29 protein-coding genes are annotated in these 26265 nt (G+C 59.8%); 15 read left to right on the top strand and 14 right to left on the bottom strand.

Annotation, left to right across the window (positions count from 1 at the left end; all coding sequences use genetic code 11):
- Nucleotides 1-46: 46 nt before the first annotated feature.
- Nucleotides 47-367 (top strand): hypothetical protein, encoded by a 321-nt coding sequence (locus AADW18_RS02045; protein ID WP_337341677.1) that lies wholly within the window; start codon nucleotides 47-49, stop codon nucleotides 365-367.
- On the top strand, nucleotides 364-1242 hold the full coding sequence (locus tag AADW18_RS02040) for an MBL fold metallo-hydrolase (RefSeq protein WP_337341676.1): 879 nt from the start codon (nucleotides 364-366) through the stop codon (nucleotides 1240-1242). The genes AADW18_RS02045 and AADW18_RS02040 overlap by 4 nt, the downstream gene beginning before the upstream one ends.
- A 353-nt stretch (nucleotides 1243-1595) precedes the next feature.
- On the opposite strand, the gene AADW18_RS02035 is transcribed toward AADW18_RS02040, so the two are convergent.
- The 3 genes from AADW18_RS02035 to AADW18_RS02025 all read right to left on the bottom strand — a co-directional run bounded on the left by AADW18_RS02035 (nucleotide 1596) and on the right by AADW18_RS02025 (nucleotide 4822).
- On the bottom strand, nucleotides 1596-2297 hold the full coding sequence (locus tag AADW18_RS02035) for a hypothetical protein (protein ID WP_337341675.1): 702 nt from the start codon (nucleotides 2295-2297) through the stop codon (nucleotides 1596-1598).
- A gap of 453 nt (nucleotides 2298-2750) precedes the next feature.
- On the bottom strand, nucleotides 2751-3635 hold the full coding sequence (locus AADW18_RS02030; RefSeq protein ID WP_337341674.1) for a hypothetical protein: 885 nt from the start codon (nucleotides 3633-3635) through the stop codon (nucleotides 2751-2753).
- Nucleotides 3636-3928: 293 nt separating this feature from the next.
- Entirely contained in the window at nucleotides 3929-4822 is an 894-nt protein-coding gene (locus tag AADW18_RS02025; protein ID WP_337341673.1) for a WYL domain-containing protein, read from the bottom strand.
- 200 nt (nucleotides 4823-5022) lie between these two features.
- On the opposite strand from AADW18_RS02025, the gene AADW18_RS02020 reads away from it, so the two are divergent.
- Genes AADW18_RS02020 through AADW18_RS01990 form a run of 7 tightly spaced genes read left to right on the top strand, consistent with a single transcriptional unit; the run spans nucleotide 5023 to nucleotide 9053 of the window.
- Nucleotides 5023-5244, top strand: a complete 222-nt coding sequence (locus AADW18_RS02020) for a DUF2188 domain-containing protein (RefSeq protein WP_337341672.1) — start codon at nucleotides 5023-5025, stop codon at nucleotides 5242-5244.
- Between the two features lie 21 nt (nucleotides 5245-5265).
- Nucleotides 5266-6201, top strand: coding sequence for an AAA family ATPase (locus tag AADW18_RS02015; RefSeq protein ID WP_337341671.1), 936 nt, complete (start codon nucleotides 5266-5268; stop codon nucleotides 6199-6201).
- Nucleotides 6198-6674, top strand: a complete 477-nt coding sequence (locus tag AADW18_RS02010) for a hypothetical protein (protein WP_337341670.1) — start codon at nucleotides 6198-6200, stop codon at nucleotides 6672-6674. The genes AADW18_RS02015 and AADW18_RS02010 overlap by 4 nt, the downstream gene beginning before the upstream one ends.
- Complete coding sequence (locus tag AADW18_RS02005) at nucleotides 6671-7174, top strand: HORMA domain containing protein (protein WP_337341669.1); 504 nt, start codon at nucleotides 6671-6673, stop codon at nucleotides 7172-7174. Before AADW18_RS02010 ends, AADW18_RS02005 begins: the two co-directional genes overlap by 4 nt.
- On the top strand, nucleotides 7174-8079 hold the full coding sequence (locus tag AADW18_RS02000) for a CBASS oligonucleotide cyclase (RefSeq protein ID WP_337341668.1): 906 nt from the start codon (nucleotides 7174-7176) through the stop codon (nucleotides 8077-8079). Before AADW18_RS02005 ends, AADW18_RS02000 begins: the two co-directional genes overlap by 1 nt.
- A 10-nt stretch (nucleotides 8080-8089) precedes the next feature.
- Entirely contained in the window at nucleotides 8090-8851 is a 762-nt protein-coding gene (locus AADW18_RS01995) for a DUF6602 domain-containing protein (protein ID WP_337341667.1), read from the top strand.
- 55 nt (nucleotides 8852-8906) lie between these two features.
- The gene (locus AADW18_RS01990) at nucleotides 8907-9053 is read left to right on the top strand and encodes a hypothetical protein (protein ID WP_337341666.1); all 147 of its coding nucleotides are present in this window, start codon (nucleotides 8907-8909) and stop codon (nucleotides 9051-9053) included.
- A gap of 14 nt (nucleotides 9054-9067) precedes the next feature.
- On the opposite strand, the gene AADW18_RS01985 is transcribed toward AADW18_RS01990, so the two are convergent.
- Nucleotides 9068-10156 (bottom strand): site-specific integrase, encoded by a 1089-nt coding sequence (locus AADW18_RS01985; RefSeq protein ID WP_337341665.1) that lies wholly within the window; start codon nucleotides 10154-10156, stop codon nucleotides 9068-9070.
- A gap of 104 nt (nucleotides 10157-10260) precedes the next feature.
- Here AADW18_RS01985 and AADW18_RS01980 point away from each other — a divergent pair, with 104 nt between their 5' ends.
- The 5 genes from AADW18_RS01980 (at nucleotide 10261) to AADW18_RS01960 (ending at nucleotide 15741) form a co-directional block, all read left to right on the top strand.
- Nucleotides 10261-11187: a DNA-binding protein gene (locus AADW18_RS01980; protein ID WP_337341664.1), complete on the top strand. Its 927-nt coding sequence runs from the start codon at nucleotides 10261-10263 to the stop codon at nucleotides 11185-11187.
- A gap of 210 nt (nucleotides 11188-11397) precedes the next feature.
- On the top strand, nucleotides 11398-11679 hold the full coding sequence (locus AADW18_RS01975; RefSeq protein WP_337341663.1) for a hypothetical protein: 282 nt from the start codon (nucleotides 11398-11400) through the stop codon (nucleotides 11677-11679).
- 641 nt (nucleotides 11680-12320) lie between these two features.
- On the top strand, nucleotides 12321-14480 hold the full coding sequence (locus AADW18_RS01970) for a TonB-dependent siderophore receptor (protein ID WP_337341662.1): 2160 nt from the start codon (nucleotides 12321-12323) through the stop codon (nucleotides 14478-14480).
- A gap of 11 nt (nucleotides 14481-14491) precedes the next feature.
- The gene (locus AADW18_RS01965; protein WP_337341661.1) at nucleotides 14492-15622 is read left to right on the top strand and encodes a PepSY-associated TM helix domain-containing protein; all 1131 of its coding nucleotides are present in this window, start codon (nucleotides 14492-14494) and stop codon (nucleotides 15620-15622) included.
- Entirely contained in the window at nucleotides 15619-15741 is a 123-nt protein-coding gene (locus tag AADW18_RS01960; RefSeq protein ID WP_337341660.1) for a hypothetical protein, read from the top strand. The genes AADW18_RS01965 and AADW18_RS01960 overlap by 4 nt, the downstream gene beginning before the upstream one ends.
- 212 nt (nucleotides 15742-15953) lie before the next feature.
- Here AADW18_RS01960 and AADW18_RS01955 read toward each other — a convergent pair whose 3' ends face one another.
- From AADW18_RS01955 to AADW18_RS01915, 9 genes are all read right to left on the bottom strand, one after another.
- The gene (locus AADW18_RS01955) at nucleotides 15954-16391 is read right to left on the bottom strand and encodes a hypothetical protein (RefSeq protein ID WP_337341659.1); all 438 of its coding nucleotides are present in this window, start codon (nucleotides 16389-16391) and stop codon (nucleotides 15954-15956) included.
- Nucleotides 16392-16779: 388 nt separating this feature from the next.
- Nucleotides 16780-16953 carry a hypothetical protein gene (locus AADW18_RS01950; protein ID WP_337341658.1) on the bottom strand — a complete coding sequence of 58 codons (174 nt, stop codon included), beginning with the start codon at nucleotides 16951-16953 and terminating at the stop codon, nucleotides 16780-16782.
- Between the two features lie 56 nt (nucleotides 16954-17009).
- Nucleotides 17010-19553, bottom strand: a complete 2544-nt coding sequence (gene ligD / locus AADW18_RS01945) for a DNA ligase D (RefSeq protein WP_337341657.1) — start codon at nucleotides 19551-19553, stop codon at nucleotides 17010-17012.
- Nucleotides 19554-19562: 9 nt separating this feature from the next.
- Nucleotides 19563-19745: a hypothetical protein gene (locus AADW18_RS01940; protein ID WP_337341656.1), complete on the bottom strand. Its 183-nt coding sequence runs from the start codon at nucleotides 19743-19745 to the stop codon at nucleotides 19563-19565.
- A 785-nt stretch (nucleotides 19746-20530) separates the two neighbouring features.
- Nucleotides 20531-21862: an acetate kinase gene (locus tag AADW18_RS01935; RefSeq protein ID WP_337341655.1), complete on the bottom strand. Its 1332-nt coding sequence runs from the start codon at nucleotides 21860-21862 to the stop codon at nucleotides 20531-20533.
- A gap of 38 nt (nucleotides 21863-21900) precedes the next feature.
- Nucleotides 21901-22269 (bottom strand): hypothetical protein, encoded by a 369-nt coding sequence (locus tag AADW18_RS01930; RefSeq protein WP_337341654.1) that lies wholly within the window; start codon nucleotides 22267-22269, stop codon nucleotides 21901-21903.
- Between the two features lie 405 nt (nucleotides 22270-22674).
- A complete protein-coding gene (locus AADW18_RS01925; RefSeq protein WP_337341653.1) occupies nucleotides 22675-23367 on the bottom strand; it encodes a C39 family peptidase in 693 nt (230 codons plus the stop codon).
- Entirely contained in the window at nucleotides 23364-23825 is a 462-nt protein-coding gene (locus tag AADW18_RS01920) for a hypothetical protein (protein WP_337341652.1), read from the bottom strand. The genes AADW18_RS01925 and AADW18_RS01920 overlap by 4 nt, the downstream gene beginning before the upstream one ends.
- A gap of 133 nt (nucleotides 23826-23958) precedes the next feature.
- Complete coding sequence (locus AADW18_RS01915; RefSeq protein ID WP_337341651.1) at nucleotides 23959-25005, bottom strand: hypothetical protein; 1047 nt, start codon at nucleotides 25003-25005, stop codon at nucleotides 23959-23961.
- A 447-nt stretch (nucleotides 25006-25452) separates the two neighbouring features.
- On the opposite strand from AADW18_RS01915, the gene AADW18_RS01910 reads away from it, so the two are divergent.
- Nucleotides 25453-25827, top strand: a complete 375-nt coding sequence (locus AADW18_RS01910; RefSeq protein ID WP_337341650.1) for a hypothetical protein — start codon at nucleotides 25453-25455, stop codon at nucleotides 25825-25827.
- Between the two features lie 253 nt (nucleotides 25828-26080).
- Here AADW18_RS01910 and AADW18_RS01905 read toward each other — a convergent pair.
- Nucleotides 26081-26265 (bottom strand): hypothetical protein (locus AADW18_RS01905; protein WP_337341649.1); only part of this gene is annotated, 185 nt, incomplete at its 5' end.

Genomic DNA, 26265 nt, shown 5'->3' with positions numbered 1-26265 from the left:
CCACACGGCTGGCAATGATGGCTCCCACGAAACCACCGGGATCATCATGAGATTCGAATACCTGGATTCCAGCGTCCCAATGACAGTGATCGGTGGACACATGGGCCGGTTTACCGCCGCCACCCTGGGCAACGCCATCCATTGTCTGGACCGGTTGCAGGATGCCGTGGTGCGGATCCGCGCCGACGCGCCTCTGCAGCAGGTGGACGAGCGCATCGGTTCGATCACCCTTGAGACTTGCCTGGCGCCGCGAGTCCGGGCTGTCGCCTTCGAGCGCCGTTGGCACCGGCACAATCTGGAGGTCGTCTTGGCGCAATCGATCTTCGCGCTGGATGCGGCGCTGGTGATGCAGGCGGGCAACGCATGAACAGCGACGACCATGGCCTCGGCTCCCGCACCGGGCGAAGGGGATTCCTGACCGGCTGCATCGCCTTGACCGCATCGGCGCTGCTGCCGGGTGGACGCGCGCTCGCGGCTGCCGGTGCGGATGGCCTGCGGATCCAGCGGCTGGCGTGGGCGGGCATTCGCCTGCAGCTGCCGCAGGCGACCTTGTTCATCGATCCCCTGGTCAATCCCGATGCCTGGGGTGCGGCGCTCAAGGATCCGATGATTCCAGTCAACGATGCCGTGGGCGATACCTATGTCCTCATCACCCATGCGCACCCCGACCATTTCGATGCGATGGCCGTGGGCGACGCACTGGCCAGAGGCGGTGCGCTGGTGCATCCCACCGGAACTAATCCGCTGCCCATTCCAACGGGGGCTCGGGCGCGTCCCAGCCCGCTCTGGGAACCGCAGCTGCTGGGAGACTTCACCGCCACGCCGGTGCCTGCGTCGGATGGCTACGGCGATACGCAGGTGTCCTGGGTGGTGTCCGCCGCAGGCCGTCGCATCTTCCATGGCGGGGACACGCTGTGGCACGGACATTGGTGGCGGATCGGCCGCCAGTTCGGCCCGTTCGACGCCGCGTTCCTGCCCGTCAACGGTGCGCGCTTCGGCTGGCGCAAGCCCATCAGTGGTCAGCCGGGTGTGCTGACCCCAGAACAGGCGGTGGCGGCGGCGGCCATCCTCGGCGCGCGTACCCTGGTCCCCATCCACTACGGCATCACCGGCATGGAGGAGTATGTGGAGGTCGAGGAACCGATCACCAGATTGCGCATGATCGCGCGTGAAAGATCCATCAAACTGCAGCCAATCAGACCTGGTGCATGGGTGGAATGGAGTAATGATTCCGCCGAATGAAAGGCACCCGCTTGCCTCGTGGCGCGCGGGTCTGCGTCCGACCCAAAGCGGACGCTCAAGCCGCATCGACGCCGACATCTAGAACAGGCCGCACGTGGGCTAAGCGATTACTTCCCGTGTTGAGATCGTCAACCCTGGACTCAAACGACTCTGTCAAACAGAGTTGGGGCAACGCGCCCCAGCCGAGCCTTGGAAAGCGCTGGTCAATTCCGATCGTAGTGAGTCGCCGGCTGTCCCTGGCCGTCGTCGTTGAGCACAATCGGTTCAACTCGAGCTTAACGTGATCAGTGAAGCCCAAAGCTGTTTTAGGCACACGCCGTGGAGGATTTCAACTTGCCAGGGTTAGGTTGCATCTAAGGTGTTGCGTTCCAGCGGACCGACTCGATCGGCACGGGATGGGTCTTCCCGCCCTTGTAGATGGCGCAGTATTTGGATGTGCACTCCACCAATAGGCCTGCATCGACACCATCTACTTGCACTCGCGTATAGGGTGTCTTCGGCTTGACCAGCTCGGCAACTACTTTGGCCGCGCGTGCCTTGCCCACTTCGTGGGCCACGACGATGGGCACCAGGAGCGCCGCTGACAGAAGCAGAAGCGCTAGCGCGAGTGTGGAAAGCACGCTAACTAACGTTGCTGCGCTATCGATGGACTCGACCACCGGTTTGCCCTTGGCCATGTAAACGCGTAGGCGTCGGCGGTGCTTCTTTATGCGCTTGGCCAGCCATGCCTTGGCTCTTTTTAGCAGCCAGAAGAACAGAGCCAATACCACGAGCAGCACCAAAGCAGACAATGGGATCGTCCACACAGCCAGATTATCTCCATCGGGCAAGATCATCGTGAGCCCTGTGGCGATAACGACGAAGCCGCAATAGATGTAGTCCTCGGTCGACACCGACATTACGCTGGGCGCCACGCCCAACCCCAGCCAATAACTTTCCAGGAATATCCGCCCCAACACATAGAAAATGGGGCCGCCCAGTAGCAAGGCCGCCGTGAGGAGCTCGAGGACGCCGAAGCTGCGTCGTGGTGCGACCTGGGTCGCTGGTTCGGGCATGGACGTTGTGGCCGTTGTAGGCATAAGGCTGGCGTCTGGAAGCATGAGACCAGTATCTCCGAAATCGAGTTGAACCCGTGGATGTACTGCAGCACCTAGTAGCCCGGGTAAGGCCCAAAGGCCGCACCCGGGAATACGGGAAGTTTCCAAGCCCCGGATGCGCTTCGCTTACCCGGGCTTACTGGACTGGCGTGGGCGAAGCGCGGGCTGTGTATCGCGCCAACTATCCAGTGCACTTGGCTAGGCCGCATTTGCTGGCTTGGCGGATACTTTCATCCGTGCTTGGCGCGAAGCCGACGTTGGTGAGCGGCGATTAGAGCTGTTTATCGAGGGTAGGGCAAGAGGAGGCATTATCCCGTGTACCCGCAAGATTCCGAGCGAAATCGAACTGCTCGAACTCGACAAGTCGGGCATTCCCCTATTAACCCTCGCTCCCTATTAACGTACTTGGCCTCACCGGGATTCTTTCACCAGCAGAAGGATCGCCGCCGCAGTAGCGTTGATTGCATACTCCGCTTTGGCTTCGGTCACATCACGAGAAGCTGTACCCGCGCCATGCGATTTGCTCAATCTGTTGCGAATGGTCGCGACTAGGACCAAGGGTTGTTCGAAGAAGGAGTCGATTCCTGCGTTGGCGATGACCGTCCTTAGAAGAGGAGATGCGGTATCTGTCGCGTTGTGTGGCCACTTCTTGCGCACACAGATAACCTTAAGCACGCTTTCGAACGCGCTTCCGCATTTCGTCAGGCAATCGCCATAGTCGGCTTTCCTGAAGTCCTCCAGTGCCTCCAAGAACTCCCTGTTTGCTGCTAGGAATTCAGAACCACGGAGCAGTTCCAGTGCGGGGTTGATCGCGGTCGCGTGAATGACCGCTGAGTCTTTTCGAATAACTTGGGGATGTGCTGTGAGCCTAGATGATACGTATTCACCCTCTTCGGATTCGGTCCAGACAAAATGGGTAAGGGCATACGGCAAATCGTCCTGCCGGAAGAACTCGTTGATGTCGTCGACTAGGCTAGAGGCCATTCCAGATCCGTGGAAGTGCGATCGTGTCTGGAAGATGTATTCGATGAAATCAAGGAAGTGCGCATCGTCGCATCCAGACAGAAACGCGAGGACGTCCGCAACTTCAGATCTTGTCTCGGTGTTCGATAGCTGGTGCCGGCCGTGGAGGTAAGCCAATTTAGAATGAATCTCTCGCCAAAACTCTTCCATAGCAAACGAATCCCTACACCCCATAAACACCCTGCTTCGAAATGTTTCCGTCAGCGGCTTTGGCGTTTGCGGGGATGAAACTGCCCGGCGAGAGAAAACTTTGAAAATATCAGCTAATGCCATGTCGCCTCGCTCCTCACGTGGCAGAAGTATCGCCTATCCATGGGCGATGGGGAGACTCATCCCAGGCATGTCTTGTACCGATCCATTCGATCCATTCGATAACTTTGGGCCGCCCCGAGCATGAACCTTGGGACTCGCCAAGCCGGAGCTCACAACCCAGGCTGCGATAATGTGGATCTATACGCCGGCAACCAGGAGTCGTTGCGAGTTCCTTCAAGCGCGGCTCGGGCCTTCATCATGCAAGTGTGCGAGTCGAGCGGAAGGCTTTGGCCTCACACTCTGATGCCCGATTGTTATGCAGGCTCTTTGGCGGTTCCAAAGGTTTCACGCACGAGATCTAACTCACTGCGGTTTTGTAAAACAACCTGGCGACGCCAAGGCGGCAATGAGTCGGTAGGCAAGTCCAGTCCATAGTGACGCTCAAAGTACTGAGTCATGCACAAACGCATGGGTATGCCGATCACTCCATTGGTCATCCCATAGTCCATTTCGATCGCTTGGCGTTGTGTTTCCGACAGATCCGGATGCGGCGCCAACTTCATCGTGAAAGTCTCTTGCCACTCTCTATCTAGCAGCGCATCGATCCCAGAGGCACGAGTGTTGCCTATGAAAAGTATGCGTGCCAACACAAAGTCATTGAAGACAGAGCGGTTGTAACACCAGCTTCTGGCGTGCCACCGTGCACCATCATAGACAAGAGAATGCGGGGCAATCCAGCGGATAGTCGGCTCGGGCGCCGTCATGGACTGGTATCGAATTTCGATGGCGCGTCGTTGATGCATGGCCATAACAATCGGCCGGAGAGTCTCGGGATCAAGTTTTCGTCGCACCCTCGGCATGGCTGCGTGCTCTGGAATATTTCCCAACCACGAATCGCCAGAGTCGATCGCATCATCTGCGAGCAGTAACAACTGCGTTAAGTAATGACGCGCATTGGGGACGATGAAACGCGGTTCAAAGTTGGCTGTTGCCACAAACATTTTCCGGCTGCGGTCGAACTCAACATTCCCGGGCGCCAAAGCCATGTAATTGGAAACGTCGTCCGAAGCCTGTGGCGCGGAGATTCCGAAACGCCCAATCAAGTCAGATCGGCTGATCGCACCTTCCCAATACAAGCGCTGCTCTAAAAAACCGTAGCGCTGACGCTGGCTCCAGGTCCGGCGAGGGGAGGGGGGTAGATCAGTCATTGCGGAGCACCCAAGGCATAGAGGAAATTATTTATGAACAGATGATAAATGTAAAGTTACTTTATCCTGGTTCAGGAAGTATTTTAACTTGGCAGTCGCGATCATGGAGTGCTAGCTTGTACACACCCTGCCATTAGGGCTCAATCATCCCATACCCACTATATCTAGTGGGCATAGCGGATTAAGTCAAAGGAACTGTTATGCCCAAGAATGTTCACATTGTGCCGCACGACGAAGGCTGGGCTGTCCGCATCGAGGGTAATGAGCGGGCCACCTCGGTCCACCGCACCCAGAGCGACGCCACCGATTCTGGACGCGGCAGGGCTCGCCGGGACGGGGTGGAAATTCTCATTCATGGTGAGGACGGTCGCATTCGGGACCGGGATAGCTATGGCCATGACCCATATCCGCCGAAAGGCTGACGGACGCGAACCTCAATAACGATGAAAACGCCAACCTCACTGCATTTGGTGCAGTCCCAAGATCTCCCGCGTGGCATTCATGCCATCCGAGATCTCCCCGACGCCGAGCTCTCCACCTTGTGGGACAGTATCGTGGTCGAGGCCCAACTCAAGGATCGCTTGCTGTCGCAGGCCATCTTGAATTACACGCTCCGTCCGAATATTGAGCGAAGCACTTTGCCCTTGCACGGCGTCATCTTGTTGGTCGGTATGCCCGGCACGGGCAAGACTTCGCTCGCTCGCGGCCTGGCCAGCATGGTCGCTTCGGTGCTCAAGCCAAAGGGCCAGCCCTTTCGATTGGTCGAGGTCGATCCTCATGCGCTGACCAGTTCAGCGATGGGCAAGACTCAGCGTGCGGTCGGCGAGCTCTTCTCACAGTCCATCGCCGAACAGGCGGCGAACGGCCCGACGATTGTGCTGCTGGACGAAGTTGAAACCTTGGCCGCGGACCGCGCCAAAATGAGTCTTGAGGCTAATCCGGTGGATATTCACCGGGCAACGGATGCGGTGCTGGTCCAGCTCGATGCGCTCGCCGCCACGCACCCCAATCTGCTTTTCCTGGCCACCAGCAATTTCCCGCAGGCCATTGATGATGCCTTCACCTCGCGCTGCGACTTGGTGGTCGAAGTCCCCCTGCCTGGTGCAGCCGCCGTGTCGCAGATCCTCGCAAGCTGCCTAACAGCGATCGGGGACAGATACCCGGGCGTCGGCAAACTAGCCAGACATGCGGATCTCGACCGACTCGCAAGCGCTGCCGTGGGCCTGGATGGCCGTGCGATCCGGAAACTTGTTGTCAATGCGATGGCAATGCGCAAGGAAACAGCCTTGGATCCGAACAAGTTGACGATCCAGGATCTCCTGAGCGCGGCCACATTTGCGCAGGAGTGCCGCGTTGGTGGCTCGGGAGATCGCTCTTGAGCACTGTTTCCCGGCGTGACTTCCGCAGCATCCCTCATCGTGATGCACACCAAACCTGGTCAGCTATCGTCGATCTCCTGACCGCTGGCAGCAACAGCGCGTCCGCCCGGACGGAACTGATGGAAGTGGCCGGCGTTGCCAGCAGCGTGATTGCCGACAAAGGCCCAAGTACGGCACCCATTGTCGTCACCTGTGACGGACCCCGTACCCGGATTTACTGCTACTACGACGACGATGCTTTGGACGAGTCGACCAGCAATGAAGCCTCGTTGGGCTTCGACGCACTGAAAGGGGACTGGCAGGTCTCCCTTCCAGTCGGCGAAGAAGATCTCGACTGGGTCAAGTCAGCGCTAAAGGCCAAGTCAAGCCGGGTCGTAGCGCGCAACAAGGAAAATGGCATCGCAACGGAGGAATCCAATCGCGCGACCTCTGCGGGATTCGCTCTCGACGTCGAAGGATTCATGAAGTCATGACAACCGTAGCTGCCTATTCCCGCACGCACTCGGTGACTTACGTTGCGGACAACGTGCTCAAAAGCCTCAAAGACATCATTCGCTTGAGCGGGATGGACCCGACCAAGCTGACCAATGACTGGGAGAGCATTCATCGCGCGATGCGCACCTGGTTGGAAAGCGAACACCTCGAACGGGTGGTGCTGGAAATCTTCAACCCGATATCCGGCGCATTGGTATTGCGCTGGGATGTCGACATCGTCTACCAGTGGTCCGCCGGCGGCGATGGCAGCTTTTACACTGACACCGAGCAGTTGCGTTACCACATTCGCAAGGCAGGAGTTGCACCGGCAGAGGCCAAGTACGACGTGCTGTTGCAGAACAAACCGGGGCGTCCAAATGTCGACGGCTGGGGGCCCGGAAGCTTTCGCTCCACGGACGGTTTGGTCCGTCAAAGCCTGGGCTCGACCATCGAGCATAGCGGCCTCGGCGCCAATGCCGCGTACTGGCGGACAGCCTGATGCTCACGATTGACGAAGCTTTCCGGAAATTCAAGAGCCGATTGGAGCTCAATGACCGGGAACAACAGAACGCCATCAAGCGCCATACAGAAGTCCGCGAACACATCCGCTCGCTGTTTTCCATTGACCGCGATTTCCTGACTGGGTCCTACGCCCGCCACACGAAAACCAAGCCGCTGAAGGATATCGACATCTTCTTTGTGCTGGCAGAATCTCATCGAAAGAAGTACCGCGATGCGGCACCCGATGTCGTCCTCCAGGACTTTTACGACGCGCTAGTCGACAAGTACGGCAAGGCCGCAGTGAGCAAGCAGGGAAGGTCGGTGGCTGTCGATTTTGGTGTTGTGGTTGATGCCGATGACAACACCGACTATCGGGTAGTGAGTGTGGACGTTGTCCCAGCCTTTGCTACAGGCGACGACTACGAGATCGCGAATGCCGATACCGGCAAGTGGATGAAAACGAACCCGGAGATTCACGCCCAGAAAGCCGTGGATGCCAACAAGAACTATTCGGGCGAGTGGAAAGGGCTTGTCCGAATGGCAAAGTACTGGAACAACCATGCCAAGCACGGTGCGGACAAGCCGGTAAAACCATCCTTCCTGGTGGAGGTCATGGCGTTGCAGTGCTTACACGGTGGCTGGCAAGGGCGCTTCGACTATGAACTGCAGGCGTTGTTCTCGTCCCTTGCGGATCGCATTTTCGACCAGTGGCCCGATCCGGCCGGCCTCGGATCGCCCATCAGCGACGGCATGGATGATCAGCGCAAGAAGCGAGCGAAAGAGCTGTTGCTGGCCGCCAGTCGCGAAGCATCCAGTGCCATTGATTTGGCCCGCAAAGGCCAGAACGGAGAAGCGCTGAAGGCATGGCGCAATCTCTTTGGACCGAAGTTCCCCCTGTCTTGAGGAAATGTCTGTGAACACTATATTGGCACCCCCGACTGCGCTGCAGGCGCCTGAGGACGACGTCTCGTGGTTGAGGGAGGCGTTTGGACAGGTGCAATCAAATCTGGGGGCGACCATGAAGTTGGCGGCTCAGTCGATCAGCCACGGTGGTGTCATGGGGTCGGTGAACGAAGACCATTGGCTGGAGTTGTTTCGCTCATATCTGCCGAACCGATACGACGTAGCCACGGGCATCGTGATCGACAGCTCTGGCAACCGCAGCCAGCAGATCGACGTGGTGGTCTTTGACCGCCATTTCACTCCGACGCTGCTCGATCAAAAGAACCACCGCTACATTCCTGCGGAAGCAGTCTATGGGGTGTTCGAGTGCAAGCCCACCATCAATAAGGATTACATCGCGTACGCCCAGGACAAGGCGGCGTCCGTCCGGCGGATGCGCAGAACCTCGGTTGCGATCGCCCACGCGGGCGGCACATACAAGCCCAAGGAGCCCTTTCGAATTATTGCCGGACTCCTGGCGCCCAATGTGAGTTGGGCGGACGGGTTCGGCGAGGTGTTTCAACGCAACTTGTCCGCGGATCCGGAACTGATGCTCGATTGCGGCGTGGCCCTCGACCATGGCTGCTTCGATTCGCACGACGGGTCGTTGCTCGTTACTACCGAGCAAGGTGCCTTGATGTACTTCCTCTTCCGCCTGCTGTCACGCCTGCAATCGCTTGGAAGCGTGCCCGCCATCGACTGGGTAGCTTACAGTCGAATCATTCGCCCCTGATGGATGCTTTGGGGTGTCATTCCGAGCATTGAACTACCACTCCGGAGAAATAGAAATGGCAAAGAAACAATCGGGTAACCAAACGTCCACGCTTGCCGCGAAGGTGCTGTCCGGCAGCAAGAAAGCCACGCAGGCCGATGCAAAAAAACTCGCCGGCTCGGTCTTGGGGCAAGACGAGAAAAAAGGTAAGCGCACGCCCTGATAGGCTAGCCGTGCTTAGTTGGAATCAAGCAGGTGCGCTGCAGGATTATCTGCAGCGCCACCTGTTTGAAAGTAACCGATCACACTCGATACCGCTCTGTGCTCCGTCATCTGCATGATCGCCGGCAGCGACACGCCTTGGCGGCTGGCCTCGGTCACGAACCCCGAGCGTAGGCTGTGCCCACCAAAATCCCCCTCCAACCCAGCCAGCTGGGCGCGCCGCTGCACGATCTCGCCCACGGCCGCCGGCGACAGCGCAGGGCCCACGCGCTGCTTCCACAGCCGCCGGAAGATGGCCCCCTCGGTGATTCCCGCCGCAGTCAGCCAGTCCTCCAGCGCCAACGCCGCCCGATCCAGGACTGGCTTGTCCGGGGTCGAGGACGCGGTGACACCGGCCTGCTGGGTCTTGCTGTGCTCGAGCCGGTAGAGGTAACCCTGCGCGCCGATCCGCCGCAGGTCACGCATATCGGCGGCGGCGATCTCGCTGCGCCGGCGTCCACCGCTGGCGAACCCGAAGCAGAGCAGGGCACGGTCGCGGAGGCCTTCCAGACTGTCGTCGCAGGTGGCCAGCATCGCCTCCAGCTCAGCCAGGGTGATGGCGGTCTTCTTGCGCGGCCGCACGCCACGCTTGACCGCCGCCCGGGCGGCCCGGCTGAGCACTGTGCGGATCGCCGGCTGCTCGCACGGATTAGCGGTTTGCTTGAGGCGATGCGCCGTCGACAGCACTGCGACCCGGTGCCGGACCGTCGCCAGCGTCCACGGTCCGGGCTTGGCCTTCAGACCCGCGGCCAGCAGTGCTTGGTCAACCACTGGCGGCAGTTCCCAGACCAGGTCACCGTCGGCCGAGCGGCGGACGACGTGGTCGACCACAAACTGCAGCACGACGGCCTCGGGCACCGGCAGCGTCAAGTCGAGCCCGTAGCGGGCCGCATGCCAGCCGGCCCAGTAGCGCAAGGCGCTGGTATAGGTGCGGGTGGTGTTGGCCGCGGCGGCTTCGGCGAGCAGTTCGCGGACCGCCTCGGCCGCCTGCTGGGCCAGTTGGGCGGGCAGCACCAGGCTGTTTGTGGTCTGGGCGAGGGCCGGAATGGTGGAATTATCTTTCATACTATGTAATGTACACTACGAAATAGAGCTTATACCCACGATAATCATCACTTATCGCGAGTACGTCAACCGCAGGGCAGGGCGCCGACACGGGAGGCACTTTTATGGCTAGAGGCATCACCGAATCAGACGTTCACGCCGCCGCCGGAGCGCTCGTGGCTCAGGGAGAGCGCCCGACCGTGGAGCGGATCCGTGCCCATCTTGGCACCGGCTCGCCGAACACGGTCGTCCGGTATCTGGACTCGTGGTGGCAATTGCTTGGTGAGCGTTTACGTGCGGAAGGGGAGAGGGCAACCCTACCTGCGGTGCCCGAAGATCTAGGAGCGCTGGCCACCCAGTGGTGGGAAGCAGCGCTCTCGCATGCGAAAGGTTTGGCCCTTGAGTCACTTGCTCAGGAGCATGCAGCCCTGGCTCAAGAACGCCAGCAACTGGAAGAAAATCGCCTGGCTATGACGCATCAGTTACAGGAGGCTCACGACACCGCGGCTCGAGCCAACCACGCTCTGGAACTAGCCCAAACTCAAATCGACCAGGAAAAGCGATTGGCCGAACAGCAGGCTGGCCAGTTGGCCGATCTGAGCCGGCAGCGCGACGCGTTGCAAGGGCGGGCCGAAAGCCTGGAGCAAAGTGCCGAGGAACTGCGCCAACGCCTGGAACAACTGGCTGCGCTGGCGGCACAGGAACGTGAAGAACAGGCTGCGCACCTACGGTCGATCGAAGACCGGGCTAGCCGCGAGATCGATCGTGCCCGCCAGGAATCGCGCGAGCTACGGGCCCAGCGCGTGACAGAGCGCCGCGAGCAGGCTGCATTGGAACGTCAGTTGCGCTTGGATCGCGACCAAGCCTTGGAAAAGGCCGCCGCCGCGCTGCGCGAGCAGGCGGTAGAACGTGCGCGTGCCGACGCCCTTACCGCGCAGTTACAGCAACTCAGTGACCTGCCCGCGGCCTTGCAGGCCGCACTGGCCAAGGCGGGCACGGCCGCTGCCTCCCATAAGCCAAAATCCAGATCAAAATCCCGGTCCAAGGCCTGAGCCACTCGACGCAGTAGCACACATGCCGCTTTCCTTGAACACTTCGGGTTCGTTTGCCCGCCGGGCATCCGACAAGGGTCCGTGGGTCGGATAACTGATTGCTTTGTACTGCCCATGCTTTAACACTAGGTAACACCCCCATTTATGGGGAACGTTCACCGCATTTCATTCGCGATACCGTGGCTGTCGAGACAAGATGGAGCACAAGCGATGTCCACAGAGACTTCCCCTTGGGATATTTCCTTCGCCTTAAGCGACCTGTCGATTGACATCGCCAGACATGTGAACGCGGGCACGCAACTGGACGAGGCAGAGCTGCGCCGCTGGTCGGAGTGGATCGTGAATTCTGCGCAGGTTTACGGGAATCTGAGGCACGCTTGCGAGGACGTAATCGAACTCGGAACTTCAGATGCGAGGCTTGAGTCCCTCAAACAAGCAATGACCTTTGCCCAAGGCCAGTTCAAATACTGGCCCAGGGAAGATCGTTGGTAGATCCCGAGGCAAGAGCGCGGTTGGGTTGGAACTGCTACTCGGCAAATGTGTGACTTTCCTGGGAGCGCCGAAATTTCGAAATGTCACAACAATTCCGAGCGGGATGTAACGGATTTACCGATCCCACCACATCGGTTGCTGGAAGTTGTTGGTCGTCAGCAATTTGTACCATTGATCATTCCGGTGTTGCGGTCTGAACCGATACCAAAGAGGTTTCAACGCAACACTGGCGGAAGTACCATCTTTTCGCATAATGCATATTATGTAAATAAAGGGGCGAGCTTGAACATGGACCTGGCACTTCTTAGCGCTCTCTCGCCGGCCGAATCTTGCATCCAGGAAATCCTCTGGCCGAAGCTCATTGCCAGGTCGCCTGTATTTCTGTTTGCTTCGCGGCGGCCTCCAAGGCGGCCATTGACTGGCGCGCTGAGCCGGCCAAATAGGCCAACTCTGCGGATCCACCAGATATTCAGGTACCGAGCCAGGAACATCTTCTATTGCATTGAAATAGATGGGTTTTAGCCCATGCAGAATGCTCCGAGCTTCTGGTCAACACCCCAGATGCATTACTGGCGTATTCACAATTCTCGGGGCAATGCTAGACTCTCGCGCTTGATAATCATTCGCGTTTCGGAATCTGCATGTCCCCCTCTCCGTTTGTATGCTCCCTGCTGGCAGCCGCGCTGCTGCTCGCATTGGCTGATGTGCGTGCCCAAACCTTGCCGAATCCTGCGGTTTCGCCCGATGACGACGTGGTCGCGCTCGACTCCGTCCAGGTGGTCGGGCGGGCACAGACGCTCTACAAATCGGAGACGGCGGCGGTCGGCACCCGTACCGACACGCCGTTGGCGCTGGTGCCTCAGTCGGTGCAGGTGCTTCCGCGAGAGTTGATCGACGATCAGGCCGCGCGTCAGGTTACTGATCTGTACCGCAGCATCAGCGGCATCAGTTTCTTCAGCTATGCGGGCGTCACGCTGCGCGGGTTCCGCCAGGAAAACCTGCTGTATGACGGGCTGCGTGGCGACCCCTACGCCGGCTTCGCGGTGCCGCAGCTGTTCAATATCGAACAAGTGGAAGTACTGAAAGGTCCTGCCGGTGCGCTGTACGGCGGTGGCGATGCGGGCGGCGTGATCAACTACGTCACCCGCAAGCCGCGAGCCAAGGCGGAACGCCGGGTGGAGATCCAAGTAGGCAACCAGGATTTCGTCGCTGGCTCTTTCGAAGCCACCGGTCCGGTCAATGAGAGCGGCAATGTGCGCTACCGCCTCGGTGTCTACGGCGACGGTGAGGAAGGCGTGCGTTGGAACGCTGACAGCCAAAGCCTGATCGGCGATGCCTCCGTTGCCTTCGACGTGGGCGACACCGGTGAACTGATCCTGCAGTACACCGATATCACTCAGAACCTGGGTGGCAACCGCCTGCGTGGCGTTCCGGTCAACGACAACGGGTATTTCCTCACCAACCGCCGTTGGAACCACAACGAAGCCACCGACTTCCTGGATATGAAGGCCAAGGTGGTGCTGGCGCAGTATCGCTTTTCTCCTTCTCAGGCGTGGGATGTGGATTTCGCCGCACGCTGGTTCGAGAACAGCGAACACCAGATCTATCACGAGCCGATGGGGTTGATCGATCGGGACCGCGACGGCACCGCCGAATGGATGACACGGCAGCTGCGCAATCAATATCGCGACAACGATGCGTTTACGGTCAATGGCAACGCCGTCTGGCGCTTCGCCACCGGAGCGCTGGAGCACAAGCTTCTGTTCGGCGCGGACTATTACCGTGTCGATACCGATTTCAGCGCGCAGACCGCCAACAGCGCAGACCTGCCCAGAAATGCGGGACCGGTACCCGGTATCGATCTGTTCAATCCGGTCTACGGCCTGACTTCCTATCACGACTATGGCCTGGCCGCCCTGCCCTGGCGCGACACCAGCACGCGCGGCATTCGCTACGGCGGCTATGTACAGGACGAGATCACGTTGACGCCACGCTGGTATGTGTTGGCCGGACTGCGCTGGGATGGTTTCGAGGACGAAGACCTGATCGGCGGCGGTACGGTCGATGGTCATGACCTGAGCTGGCGGCTGGGTAGCACATTCGTATTGCGCGAAGGCTTGAATGCGTATGCGAGTGTCGCCAGTGGTTTCGTACCGCAGGCCACCGCCAACCAGAACCCGGCTGCGGGTGGCCCGTTCGAACCGGAGCAGAGCAAGCAGTGGGAAGTCGGCCTGAAAAGCTTGCTCGGCGGTGGGCGTGTCACGCTCAACACGGCGCTTTATCGAATCGAGCGCAGCAACATCGTGCAGGCTACCGGCGAGGCTATCGACGGCATCAACCAATTGGCCGCACTCGGGCTGGTACGTAGCGAAGGCCTCGAGATCGATGTGCTCGCCGACGTCACCGAACGCTGGGTGGTTAACGTGGCCTATGCCTACAACGATGCACGGGTGATCGATGCCGGCAGCAACGGCATCACCAATTCATCGGGCGACCGTTTCGCCAATGCACCGCGCAACAAGCTGGGAATCTGGACGCGTTATGAACTTCCGGGCATCGCGTCGGCGATTGGCTTTGGCGCCGACTACACCGATGAACGCATCAGCCTGGATGGACAACGCGTAAAGCCGTACACGATCTTCGACCTGAGCTGGCAGACGCAATGGAAGGACTGGAAATTACAGGCCAACATCAAGAACCTGTTCGACAAGGTCTACGCAGCCAGCGGCTTCATTGAGCGCAACGGCCACTTCCCTGGTGAGCCAAGGCGCTTCTATCTGCAGGCCGCCTACACGTTCTAAACCGGGAATCCATGCGTCAGCTATCGCCAGCGATCGATGCCAAACCCGCACGCAAGAGCGCGGGTCGTCGCCTATGGTTCGATCTGCATAGCTGGGTTGGATTGAAGCTTTTTCTGTTCATGGGCTTCATCTGTCTAACCGGAACCTTGGCGGTATTTGCGACGGAAATCGACTGGCTGTTGCATGCCGAAATGCGGGTGACGCCGGGCGAGACACAGGCCAGCTGGGGCCAGTTGATCGGCGCTGCGCAAAAAACGTACCCGGAGTGGACACTCGAAGGCGTGGCCGCGCCGCACGCGTCGCGTTTCGCAGCGGTGGCGCAGATGCGTACGCCCGAGGGACGCCGGCGTTTTGTCTGGATCGATCCTTATCGCGGCCAGGTCACTGGCGATACCCATTGGTTCAACACGCACCGGCTGCTGCGCAACACTCACCGGCATTTGATGATTCCCACTAAATACGGCGTGCCGTTGGTAGCGGCGTTGTCGATTCCCTTACTGCTGTCTTTTATCAGCAGCTTCTTCATCTACAAGCGCTGGTGGCGTGGTTTCTTCAGCTGGCCGCGTGCTGATCGACCGCGGCGAATGTGGGGCGATATCCATCGGCTGTTCGGTGTCTGGAGCATGTGGTTCGTCGCACTGATTGCGATCACCGGTGGCTGGTATCTGGTCGAATCGCTCGGCGGCGACGCCGAGCCTCCTGCGAAGATCGTGTTGCCCACGGAGGGAAAAACGCCCGCACCCGTCGATCCGCAGGCCATTGATCGAGCTGTCGCCACGCTGCAACAGCATTGGCCTGAGCTGCACGTCCGTGGTGCGCAACCGAGCCTGGACGGTCAAGCATTGCTGCTCGAAGGCCAAGCAAGTGCATGGCTGGTACGCGACCGCGCCAACGTCGTGGGGTTCGATCTACGCGACGGGCGCCTGCTGGACCGGCGGGACGGTCGGGATATGACATTGCACCAACGCATCGCCGAGATGGCGGACCCGTTGCACTTCGGTAGTTTCGGCGGTTGGCCGATTCGGCTTATCTGGTTTCTGTTTGGTGCGGCGCTGACCACGCTGTGCTTCACCGGCGTCTATCTATACGGCTTGCGTGTGGCCGATGCATTGCGATCGATGCGCAGGCGTAGCGCGGCATGAGCGATTCGAATATCAGCCCCTGGAAGCTCGCGTGGCATGGCATGGGCCGATGGCGCTGGCTGTGGTTGGTACTGTTGCTGGTATGGCTGGGTTTGTTGCCGCTGGAGCTGATGAAGTAAGTCGTTGGGTGGGCCTTGGCCCACCATTGCCTTGCTTGAACTCAACGCGGCAATCATCGAGATCATCTCAGATCATTCGACTTCCAATAGTTTCGCTGCGAGCTTTTTTCTTTCCCCACACATGTTGCGTTTGTGGCAGTGGGTCGCGACCGGAGACATCAACGTCGCGACTCACGTCGCTCCCACAAGATGAGTCCAAGCATGTCACACCGTCATCGCACGATGTTGTACCGCCCCGTGTTCTGGCGCGCATCAGGCTTGATCGGGCCGCGACTTTGGCTGAATACCATGGTGCCGGATGAATCATTGAAACATGTCAGCGTCAGGCTGTATTCCGACGGGCCGAGCGGGTGTTCTTCCCGCATGGAAAGGAAACCGACGGTGTCGTGGAGTTTCTGATAGGTGTACTCCCCGACCGCGACGACATCTGTACCAAGCACCTCCAGCGTATAGGTCCCCGTACTCAGTTTCACCTGCACGATACTGCCTGCATTGGGATTGCTGGGCGAGTAATGTGCGTCGACTCCGTTGGTGAGCTCGCGCCCGGCCAGGGTCTCCGGAACCTCGCAGGCTTGGCTGGCCGTGTTGGCGACAAGCAGGAGCAATCCGGAGAGCTTAATGGTGTTCGCATGTTCACCCACAATCGTCATTCGAGGAGCCCTCTGCATTCACGGAATTACGGGGATCGCCGCTGGCTCAGCCCGAGATTGCCCAGACGAGGCACGCCGAAGCCAAGCTGAAGTGAACCGAGTTCAGACCTCGCGGGCTATGAAACAAATACGAAAGTGTCCGCGGCCAACCAAAGAACGCCAGGTGCATGCCCCCACAGGCGACCGGGTGGGTGGGCCGGGGCCAGATGATCCTTAGATGCATTCTGCGCGGACACCGTCACCGGTGAATCGCAACCGGAAACATCCCGTCGCGACTCACGTCGCTCCCACAAGGATGCTATCCGCGTTTTTCGTAGAGCCGAGCTTGCTCGGCTGCCCCATCGGCTACGGGCATTGATCATTCATAGCGATCATTCGTCCATAGCGATCATTCGTCGTCATCTTGAATGCCCACCTTGGCCCCGGGCTCCCGCTCCGGGTCGTTGCGCTCATCGTTGGTGCGCTTACCTGGTTGTTCGCCTGGAACACGAGGCGCGTTGGGGGCGCGAGTCTTCTCCAACAGGTCGCGTTCGTGATCTTGATTTTCTTTGTCGATTGTCATGACTGCCTCATGCCGTTGAAGAATGTGTAATCGCGAGATGTGAATTAGCGACTGCCCTACTCCGCCGAGGCCCAACGGGCCAGGTTCTGCTTCAGGCGTCCGATGCCTTTCCAAGGGTCTTTACGGCGGCGGCGTAATTTGGCTGGAACCTCTTTCATGGTGAAGGCGTCCGAACGTTTCAACTTCGACAGGTCGCTCCACGCCAGCGGCATCGCCACCGGCGCACCCGCTCGTGCCCGCAAGGAATACGACGCAACACTGGTGGCACCGCGACCATTGCGCAGGTAGTCGATGAATATCTTGTTGGGCCGAAGTTTGAGCGACGCGACCGACAGGAACCGCTCTGGTTCCGACTGCGCCAGCGCATCGGCAAAGCCGTGGGCGAAGGTCTTGACCAGGCCCCACTCGCAGCCAGGATTCAGTGGGACCACCACGTGCAGGCCTTTGCCACCGGATGTGCGCAGGAACGACGCAAGTTCCAACTGCTCCAGCAACTTGCGGACATGCGTGGCCGCTTTCTTTACTTCCGAGAACGGCACGCCGGGACCAGGATCCAGATCGAACACCACACGATCGGCCATGTCAGGATTGTCGGCGTGCGCGCCCCATGGATGGAATTCCAGCGAGTTGAACTGGACCAGCTCCATCAATCCCGCCTCGTCGTTCACCACCAGGTAGTTCGCGTTATTGCCGGCTTCTTCTTTTAGCCGGACGAAGGACACCAGCTCCAAACCGGCGGTATGGTGCTTCTGAAAAAAGCATGGTTTCTCGGCGCCGTTGGGGCAACGGATGATCGACAGCGGCCGACCCGCGATTTCCGGCAGCAAGTGATCCATCACCGCTCGGTAATAGTCCGCCACATCCTGCTTGGTAGCGTGTATGTCCGGGAAGATGATCTTGGATGGGCTGGTCAGTTTCGGTGCCGTCCTCGCCTCGCTTTGTTTCTTTGCACTGGCCTTGGCGGATGTTTTCCTGGCGTGCGGCGGGGTAGTCGATGAGGTGCCTCCGCGATCGGAGTCAATCAGGTCTGCGACTTTCTTGTCGGTGCGCACCGCTTTCAGCGAAGGCTGCCGCAACAGGCCCTCGCGGCCGAAGCCACGGGAAAAAACTTCGACAACGAAGCGCGGTTCGAACCACTTGGCCGTGCGCAGGTCGGTATCGTTCGGCGGCACTTCCACGGTCGGCTCCTTGCGCCCCGCCTTGCCGATGCGTTCACTGATTTCTGCCAGTAGTTGATCGGAGAAGCCGCTGCCCACTTTGCCGGTATATTTCCAGCCATGCTTGGAGTCCGGCTTGGCCAGCAACAACGAGCCAAATCCACTGCGGCTGCCCTTTGGCGCGGTGTAGCCGACTACCGCGTATTCGTCGCTTGCTAGCTGCTTGGTCTTGCGCCATTCGTCGCTGCGGCCAGCGTGGTACGGACGATCGGCACGCTTGGAAATAATGCCTTCGAAATCCCGCTCCCCCGCCAGTTCGAACGCTGTTTGGCCATCGGCCTCGATGTGCGAACTGAACGCCAGATGGGGCGGCGGCTCCTTCAGTACTTGTTGCAAGAGTGCTTTTCGGTCGCGCAGCGGGGAACCGGAAATATCCACGCCATCGATGTGGAGAAGGTCGAACAGAGCCAGCGACAACGCACCCTGCTTCTCGCCTGAAAGTGTGGCCTGGAGCAGGCCGAAGTCGCCCTTGGTGCCGCCGCCGGCAATCAGTTCGCCATCCAGCGCGGCCGATGCCAATCCCAACTGTTCCACCGCCGCGCGTACTTCCGGAATCTTTTCTGACCACTCCAATGCATTGCGCGACCACAGCCGCACCACGCCACCCTTGATGGTGACCAGAATCCGGTAGCCGTCCCATTTGAGCTCGTGCAGCCAGGCGTCGCCTTCCGGTGGAACCTCACCCAGTTTTGCCAACTGTGGTTCGAAGGGCCCGTCGGGCGCTTTGGCTTTGCGCGTCTTCGGCAACTTGGCGGCCAATGCCGCCCAGTCGCGCTTGCGCCGCTTACGCACTTTGACGGCGGTCAGGCGCTTTTTTTTTGCTTTGCCTGTGCCGGCACGCTTGGCATCTTCTTTTGGAGGTGGCGCCACGTCGGCCAGCAAGTCGTCCGCTTCCAAGGTGCCGGCGTAGTCGTCCTTGTCCTTGAACAGCAGCCACTGCGGTTGCCGGGCTGGTCGGCCGGAACGCACCAGGTGCCAACCGCCTTTGAGCTTCTCGCCAAAGAGTTCGAACCGCAGGTGCCCTTTGGCGAGTTGTTCTTCCGGATCCCCTTCGCTGGCCCAGACGCCGTGGTCGAATTGCGCCACGTGCCCTCCTCCGTACTCGCCTTTCGGGATTTCGCCCTCGAAGGTCGCGTAGTCAACGGGATGATCTTCCACTTCCACCGCCATGCGCTTGACGTCGGGGTCGTAGCTGGGGCCCTTGGGCACCGCCCAACTTTTCAGGGCATCGCCCACCTGCAGACGGAAGTCATAGTGACGCCGGCTGGCGTGATGAAGCTGCACCACGAAGATGGCGCGCTGTCCCTTGGGCAAAGGCTTGCCGGGCTCGGGTTCGCGGGTTTTGGTGAATTGCCGCTTGCGCCGGTATTCGGTAAGGCTCATGACGCGGCCTTACTTGCGCTTCTGGTCACCGCGATCGCCTTGTCCGGATTTCACCACGGTCTTTGCGGATTTCCTGACGTCCTGACTGAGCGATTTGCCTAGATCATCGCTTTCCTTGATACGTCCTTTTTCGTCGCGCCGAATCAGGCGCTTGTCTCCGTTCGGAGCAATCAATTCGCGTTTGGAAGCCATGCTGTGTCCTCCTTCTGTGAATGTGATTGGAGGGTCTCGCAATGGGCATAAAGACTGCGCGAAAAGTCGGTGCCGGGGATGAAAAGAACATTCGCCGCCTGCGGGGTGGGAGCGGCGTCCCGCCGCGAGCTCTTTCCATCAAGTCGCGGTAGAAACGAAGAGCTCGCGGCGGGACGCCGCTCCTACCGTGGAGATCCACAATTTTTGTGTGTGACTTGGAACCGACTAGCAGTCGTGGGTCAGGTCATGACCGACACCCGCCGAGGCAGATCGTTTATCGACAAGCCTGATAGACCAGGTCGTCCATCTTTCGGCTGGTCTCGAAGGTTCGATTCAGGCCTGCCTTTTCGTAAGCTTTTCTTCGCCTTTCCTTGGCGGTTGCGCAAGCGACAGGATCGTTATGCAAAGAGATCGTTGTGCCACTGCCGCGGGAGCGCGAGGATTTTCCGCCTCGGCTTCGTGGGTTACGGGCAGCCGGCGCCGGAGTCTTCGGTTTTGAGCTGGGGTTTGCCACGGTGCTCCGCGGCGCCGGGGGCGAAGACGAAGCAACCGGCACGTCCCGCGTCCAGACGTGCTGCTGATGATCACCGCATGCCACCGACTGGTAGCTGTTTCGCCCCTGCGAATCGGTGCATTTGTATAACGATTGTGCCGTGGCCGTGGCACTCAGAAAAATGCCGGCGTAGACGCCGGCGACAATCATCATCCTGATCATGAAGACCTCCTTGGGTGCAGGAAGCCTATGCGTGCGGGGATCGCTTCGCTATCAGGAAATTCCGATCTTGTCAGAACGTGATCGGCACGCGCGCGGTGATCGTCATGTCCGGCGTATCGCGGGTAACGCCAACTCCCAGCGCTACGTTCAGCGATGTCTTCTCGCTGAAACGGTAAGTGCCGCCTAACAGCAGCGTGCCCAACGTCATGCGAACCGCACCTGCCACTTCCTGCCCGTTTTGCTTAGTCTTGCCGACGATGCTCTGATCGTAGCCAAGACTAATGGCGGCTTTTTCATTCAATGCCAAACCCATGCCGAGATTGAAGCCGACAATGTCGCCGGCCTGAACTTCGCCCAGGAATTCCTCCTGCCCGCCGATCACCGTGCGCGAGACGTCCTTGCGCTTGAAATTGTGCAGATAGCTGAAGCTTCCGAAGAACACTACCGGGTCGGACGGGTACAGCCAGGTGACGCCAGGTTGGAGGGAAGCGAATCCGCTGCCGGTGGGCAGTTCCAACGGCAAGCCGGTCCCCGTGGTGTTGCCGACGCAGCGGGTCACGCAATCGGTCACCACGTCGAACGGATCCTTGCCGGTGCGGCTCTTGTAGCGCAACCAGCCGATATAGAAGGGCTTGTCCGGCCCGCCACGGTTGATCTGGTAGCGCGCAGTCAGTTCCACGTCGCCCAGGCCGCGGCCGCTGGCATTGAACACATTGTCCTGCGCCGAGCCGGTGAAGATTTCGCGACTGACCGTGTCGCTGTCGATGTACACGTAAGGCAGTTTGGCTTCCATTTCGAAGCGGTTGTTCAGCCCATAGCGTCCGGTGAGTGTCGCAATGGCGGTGGTCGTCTTGACCTGGCGGACGTCGATCAGGCCGATCAGGATGGCGGGAATGACGGTGTAGCCGACCAGTGCGACCCGATCATTGGCCGAGTAGCCATATTGCAGCGAGGGTTCCAGCACCAGCTTGCCAGGCGGTGTGAGCACGCCGGGTTGGTCGAAGATTTGGGCTACCTCAGGAGGACGCGAATCCGATTCAGGGGCTTGGCCCACGGGTTGCGGTTGCTGAGGTGCCTGGGCGTAGGCCGCGGTTCCTTGCGCCAATGAGGGAACCGTCGATGGAACAGGTGCTCCGCGTGCACGCGCGCTGGCCAGTATTTCCTCGTTCAATGCTTCCTGCAGTCGCGCCACATCCTGTTCCTGCTGACTTAGCGACTGCCGCATTTCATCCAGCTTCCGGTTCTGCAGATTGATCTGCTTTTGCAGAATGTCCAAGCGCGTTTCTGGCGCCGCGCCGGAGCCGTCCTCCTGCGCCCAGGCCTGTCCACTGATCGACAGGCCGATGCCGATGGCCAACATCCATGGCGCCGGCTGCGAAATGACGGATGACTTCCTTTTCATGGTGTTCCTCTGTTGATGGATGTCTGCGTTATGGCGGCTCATGGAGTACCCGGCGCGCGGATCAGCGCATCGGTCAGTGCGGCGTTGCTGTTGAGGTTCTGGAAGGCGTCCAGCGTGCCGGCGCCCAGATCGATATAGGTGGCCGTGCTGATGTTCTGGTTGTCCAGGGTGTTCTGGATCACCACGCCGCCGGGAATGCGAGAGGGATCGAAGTGATTGCCCTCCCCTACTTGGACAAGAATGCCTTGGTTGAAATCGGCGATCGCATGCGCTTGTGTTGCGTCGATGTGCGCGATATCGGGAATCCGCACCGATACGCTGGCGACGAGTTGGCCGTTGACGTGGACGACGCGCTCAATGCCGAACGAGAGCACCGTTCCCGAAGGTATCTGCAAGCCGCCGCGCATGCCTGCCAATCGTGCGGGATCGATAGGTCGCCATTCCTCTCCCAGTGGAGCGCCCTGCCCACTTGGCCTCTGCGCTGCGACCGGCAGGCTGATGCAGCAAAGAGCCAGAAGCAGGAACCTGTTCGCGATCTTTGAATAGCGCCAGATATTTATACGACGGAGATTAAAGCTGGGAAGCCGGTATCGCAGTTTTGCGTAGAGCCGAGCTGGGCCCCGCGATAGCACAGAGTCAGCAACAATGAGGCCGTCGCAACGGCTAGCGATAGCGAATATCCGTTTGAACGCGCTCCGTCTCCGGGGCCCGTATACAAACAGCAGCGGAGCAAGCTCCGCTCTACGTTGCGGGGCCGGCACGAAGTCGTGAACCGCTTCCAAGAGCGCCGATGTCCGAATCGTATCCATGGCTCATATATCTCCTGGTCCGCGCCTCGGCGTAACTGCATTACGCAAGCCTTCGCGTTGAATCCCAAGATCGAGCGGCGCGGGAGGCGCGGTCCGCCAATCCTGGGCTTGGTTGAAGCGAGCTTGCTGGCGACGGTTGTGCACCACGAACAGCACGCGGTTGTCCCACAGCTTTTCGAAGCGCGAACGCGGCATCGCTCGCGTGCCCCGCGCCGGATCACCCAGCAACACGCGCCCGTTGCGCATGCCTTTCACTACCACGAAATGCCGGTATCCGCGGTCGTTGAGCAGCACGATCGCGGGCACGCCCTCCTCTTCCAGCTTGTCCAGCGGCAACTCGAATCCGTCCGCCTCGAAGCCGGCCGATTGCAGGTAGCGCCGCATGTCGAGTAAAGAAAAGCCTTCCTTGCGGATCTTCGCCTGGTCGCCGTTCTCGTACATCCGCACGAAAACATCTGCTTCGCTGACGGGATAGCCGTATTGATATGTCAGCAGCGTCGCTGCCGCGGCCGAGCCGCAGCTGAAATCGTATTGCTGCGGGATGGTGGTCTTGAATCGCGCTTCCTTGAGGCTGGTCACGCGCAGACTGTAGGCACCGCTGTGCGGCAGCCGTACCGGAATATCGGCTGCCCAGCCGATGTCTGCACAGGTCAGCAGACAGGCCGCCAACGTCCATGTAGCACGGCGGGAATTCATGGTCCGCTGCCCCCGAAATCCACCTTCACGATCATCGCGTTCTGGATCAGCACATTGGAGCCGCTGTTCTGGATCACGGTACTGAGGCCGTTGGCATTGGCGAATGCGCCGTCGCTGATGGTGTTCGCACCGCTGATCACGTCGTTGGCGGTATTGCCATCTACGCTGCCGTCGACGTCGATATTGTTTTCGACGAAGTCGTATCCCCCGCGCAGATCGGACAACATACCGGGATCCACCGGTTGGCCGAATTCGCTAGAGACTGCGAAAGGGATTTTCAGTGGATGCGAAGCATCCGAAGCGTTGCCTGGATCGACTGGAGCAATGGGTGGCACGGTGTCGATGACACTGGGCGGCGCGCTGATCGGGTCACTTTCCCCAGCCGCCGCGGTAGCGGAACAAACCATCAGAACCATCGCCGCCAACAACGGCGATAAAGAAAAAAGAAGCGGTTGCATGTCGGTCTCCTTTGCCATGCGTTCGCGTTCGCTGTGCGCGTGTCGCGTTCCGCCGCGAACGGCGGAACGCATTCATGCACGCGCAGTGGATACGCCGGCATGCCGAAGCGTGCCGACGTCATCCAAAGGACGCTTATGGGCCTACGGTCAGATTGGCTTGCACGGTGATGCCCTGTTGAATCAGCGAAGCGAAGCCGCTGTTCTGGGCCGCCACCATGATGCCCGCCGCCGATTGGCCGACGCTGGTCATGTTGTTGGACATGTCGAACGTTCCAGCGTTGTTGGCCACCGATCCGCCCGAACCACCCGCGCCCCCTGAAGCGCCAGTGCCCGAACCTCCCGTGCCATCACCACCCGTTCCCGCCGTGCCATCGCCGCCGGCTCCGCCCGTGGCTGCGACTGAACCGCTGTCGCCCGCCGTGGCAGTGCTGTCGCCACTGGTCGCGGTGGTGGCATCATTGGCGCCGCCCGCAGCGGTTCCGGTGCCTGTGCCGTCACCGGTGGTACCGCCTGCACCGCCATCGCCACCCGCTCCGCCGCTGCCGCTGGCGCTGCCCCGTCCGCGTTCACGAACAAGTCCGCCGTCGCCGCCGTTGCCACCATCGGCACCGTCGCCGCCCCAACCGCCGCCATAGCCGTCACCGCCGCCTGCGATCGCGATCGCACCGGCATCGCCGCTATCGCTGCCGGCGTCACCGCCGCGGCCACTGCCGGCGAGCGCGGTTCCACCGTCGCCACCGATGCCGCCGTTGGCGCCGCCGCCGTCGCCATCGCCGCCATATCCATCGCCGCCGCGACCGCCACTGGCACCATTGGCATTGCCCCAGTTCTGGGCGACGTTGCCGATGTTGCCGACGCTGACGCCGGAAACGCTGCCTTCAAGTCGAGTCACGGCGACAGCCGTGCTGACGTTGAAAGCATTTGAAAAAGTGGCAGTGGACGTGCCGCCGTTGTTGGCAGCAGCGGTGCCGAATCCATCGGCATAGGCTTCACCGCTGTTGTCGCGGTTGTCGCCATCGTGAGTGCTGTTGTCGCTGTTATTGCTGTCGTCATCAATCGCTATCTGGATATTGCGTCCCGGCCCGTCTTCCGTATTGCTAGCTTGTGCAAAAGCCTGTCCTGCTAGTCCGAGTCCGAGTAACACCGCCGAAGCGATGAGAGTCTTCTTACCGATGCACATAATGTTCTCCTTGAGTGCCACTCTGCGGACCAGGGGCGGCCGCTAGAAAGTGACGGGCGTCACGTTTGCATAGATTTTGTTAAACGCTGGGCGCTTAATTGTTAGTTTTTTGGAAAGTCGCCTGCCGCTCGTCTGTATGACGAAATTGCTTCTGCAACAGTGACTTAGGGCGAAGACAATCCAACGGGATTTAAGTGGTCGGCCGGACACCGGACGTTAATCGGCGGCCCGAAGGGCACCTAAGTAATTCCCAGTCCGTCAGGGGCCAAACACGCGCTAACGTCCGCGCCCGGATTAATCACGCCTGGCGATGGCATCACTTTTTGTGGAAAGAAAAACTGCTTGCAGATAATCCGAAAAATCGCAAGCGGATATCACTTGGGAATAACCCATGGCGAACTAGCCTGCGCAAGCGGTACCCCTATGACAAGGACAAGGAGATTAGTCATGATCACGTCGCATAAATCCCCGTTCCGTTTTCTGGCCGCGAGCTTGCTCGTAAGTGGGTTGTCGTTTGCTTCGATAGCCAGTGCAGCAAAAATCAACATCACCATCGTGACCGACCCTGCGACCGAGGCGCAGATCGCGGAAGCGCAGGCGGGGGAATCCGAAAGCGGGATTGCACCCAAGATCTTTCCCGTAACGCTGGAAGTCGACGATGAGGACGCCGGTGCCATCGAATCTATCAAGCGCACAATGGAGGACAAGACATCGACGCCTCACGAAGAACAGGTCTTGAAGTTTGGCAATACGCCATTGAGCGGAAAGACGCTTAAAGACTACGGCATCAAAGACCAAGACAAGCTGGATTGGTCGCGATAGTCCATCGTGGTTGTAGGAGCGGCGTCCCGCCGCGAGCTTTTCCCACCAGATCGCAATAGAAGCGAAGAGCTCGCGCCGAGACGGCGCTCCTACCAAGTCATGAGGCTTCGCCCCTGCAGAAGCGGCGGTTAGCTTTTGTAGGAGCGGCGTCCCGCCGCGAGCTTTTCCCACCAAATCGCAATAGAAGCGAAGAGCTCGCGCCGGGACGGCGCTCCTACCAAGTCATGAGGCTTCGTCCCTGCAGAAGCGGCGGTTAGCTTTTGTAGGAGCGGCGTCCCGCCGCGAGCTTTTCCCACCAGATCGCAATAGAAGCGAAGAGCTCGCGCCGAGACGGCGCTCCTACCAAGTCATGAGGCTTCGCCCCTGCAGAAGCGGCGGTTAGCTTTTGTAGGAGCGGCGTCCCGCCGCGAGCTTTTCCCACCAGATCGCAATAGAAGC

Source organism: Pseudoxanthomonas sp. CCNWLY206-1 (genome assembly GCF_039710385.1).
Lineage (GTDB): Bacteria > Pseudomonadota > Gammaproteobacteria > Xanthomonadales > Xanthomonadaceae > Pseudoxanthomonas_A.
The sequence above is the reverse complement of the archived record's forward strand: the minus strand, read 5'-3'. Positions and strand labels throughout refer to the sequence as shown.

Bases quoted from the DNA above. Each gene is read 5' to 3' on its own strand.
- AADW18_RS01910 (WP_337341650.1), top strand. From the start codon at position 25,453: ATGATCACGTCGCATAAATCCCCGTTCCGTTTTCTGGCCGCGAGCTTG.
- AADW18_RS01970 (WP_337341662.1), top strand. From the start codon at position 12,321: ATGTCCCCCTCTCCGTTTGTATGCTCCCTGCTGGCAGCCGCGCTGCTG.
- AADW18_RS01975 (WP_337341663.1), top strand. From the start codon at position 11,398: ATGTCCACAGAGACTTCCCCTTGGGATATTTCCTTCGCCTTAAGCGAC.
- AADW18_RS02035 (WP_337341675.1), bottom strand. From the start codon at position 2,297: ATGCCCGAACCAGCGACCCAGGTCGCACCACGACGCAGCTTCGGCGTC.
- AADW18_RS01990 (WP_337341666.1), top strand. From the start codon at position 8,907: ATGGCAAAGAAACAATCGGGTAACCAAACGTCCACGCTTGCCGCGAAG.
- AADW18_RS02020 (WP_337341672.1), top strand. From the start codon at position 5,023: ATGCCCAAGAATGTTCACATTGTGCCGCACGACGAAGGCTGGGCTGTC.
- AADW18_RS01955 (WP_337341659.1), bottom strand. From the start codon at position 16,391: ATGACGATTGTGGGTGAACATGCGAACACCATTAAGCTCTCCGGATTG.
- AADW18_RS02015 (WP_337341671.1), top strand. From the start codon at position 5,266: ATGAAAACGCCAACCTCACTGCATTTGGTGCAGTCCCAAGATCTCCCG.
- AADW18_RS02025 (WP_337341673.1), bottom strand. From the start codon at position 4,822: ATGACTGATCTACCCCCCTCCCCTCGCCGGACCTGGAGCCAGCGTCAG.
- AADW18_RS02005 (WP_337341669.1), top strand. From the start codon at position 6,671: ATGACAACCGTAGCTGCCTATTCCCGCACGCACTCGGTGACTTACGTT.
- AADW18_RS02000 (WP_337341668.1), top strand. From the start codon at position 7,174: ATGCTCACGATTGACGAAGCTTTCCGGAAATTCAAGAGCCGATTGGAG.
- AADW18_RS01960 (WP_337341660.1), top strand. From the start codon at position 15,619: ATGAGCGATTCGAATATCAGCCCCTGGAAGCTCGCGTGGCATGGCATG.
- AADW18_RS01985 (WP_337341665.1), bottom strand. From the start codon at position 10,156: ATGAAAGATAATTCCACCATTCCGGCCCTCGCCCAGACCACAAACAGC.
- AADW18_RS01980 (WP_337341664.1), top strand. From the start codon at position 10,261: ATGGCTAGAGGCATCACCGAATCAGACGTTCACGCCGCCGCCGGAGCG.
- AADW18_RS01950 (WP_337341658.1), bottom strand. From the start codon at position 16,953: ATGACAATCGACAAAGAAAATCAAGATCACGAACGCGACCTGTTGGAG.
- AADW18_RS01935 (WP_337341655.1), bottom strand. From the start codon at position 21,862: ATGAAAAGGAAGTCATCCGTCATTTCGCAGCCGGCGCCATGGATGTTG.
- AADW18_RS01940 (WP_337341656.1), bottom strand. From the start codon at position 19,745: ATGGCTTCCAAACGCGAATTGATTGCTCCGAACGGAGACAAGCGCCTG.
- AADW18_RS02030 (WP_337341674.1), bottom strand. From the start codon at position 3,635: ATGGCATTAGCTGATATTTTCAAAGTTTTCTCTCGCCGGGCAGTTTCA.
- AADW18_RS01915 (WP_337341651.1), bottom strand. From the start codon at position 25,005: ATGTGCATCGGTAAGAAGACTCTCATCGCTTCGGCGGTGTTACTCGGA.
- AADW18_RS02045 (WP_337341677.1), top strand. From the start codon at position 47: ATGAGATTCGAATACCTGGATTCCAGCGTCCCAATGACAGTGATCGGT.
- AADW18_RS01930 (WP_337341654.1), bottom strand. From the start codon at position 22,269: ATGCGCGGCGGCTTGCAGATACCTTCGGGAACGGTGCTCTCGTTCGGC.
- AADW18_RS02040 (WP_337341676.1), top strand. From the start codon at position 364: ATGAACAGCGACGACCATGGCCTCGGCTCCCGCACCGGGCGAAGGGGA.
- ligD (WP_337341657.1), bottom strand. From the start codon at position 19,553: ATGAGCCTTACCGAATACCGGCGCAAGCGGCAATTCACCAAAACCCGC.
- AADW18_RS01925 (WP_337341653.1), bottom strand. From the start codon at position 23,367: ATGAATTCCCGCCGTGCTACATGGACGTTGGCGGCCTGTCTGCTGACC.
- AADW18_RS01965 (WP_337341661.1), top strand. From the start codon at position 14,492: ATGCGTCAGCTATCGCCAGCGATCGATGCCAAACCCGCACGCAAGAGC.
- AADW18_RS01920 (WP_337341652.1), bottom strand. From the start codon at position 23,825: ATGCAACCGCTTCTTTTTTCTTTATCGCCGTTGTTGGCGGCGATGGTT.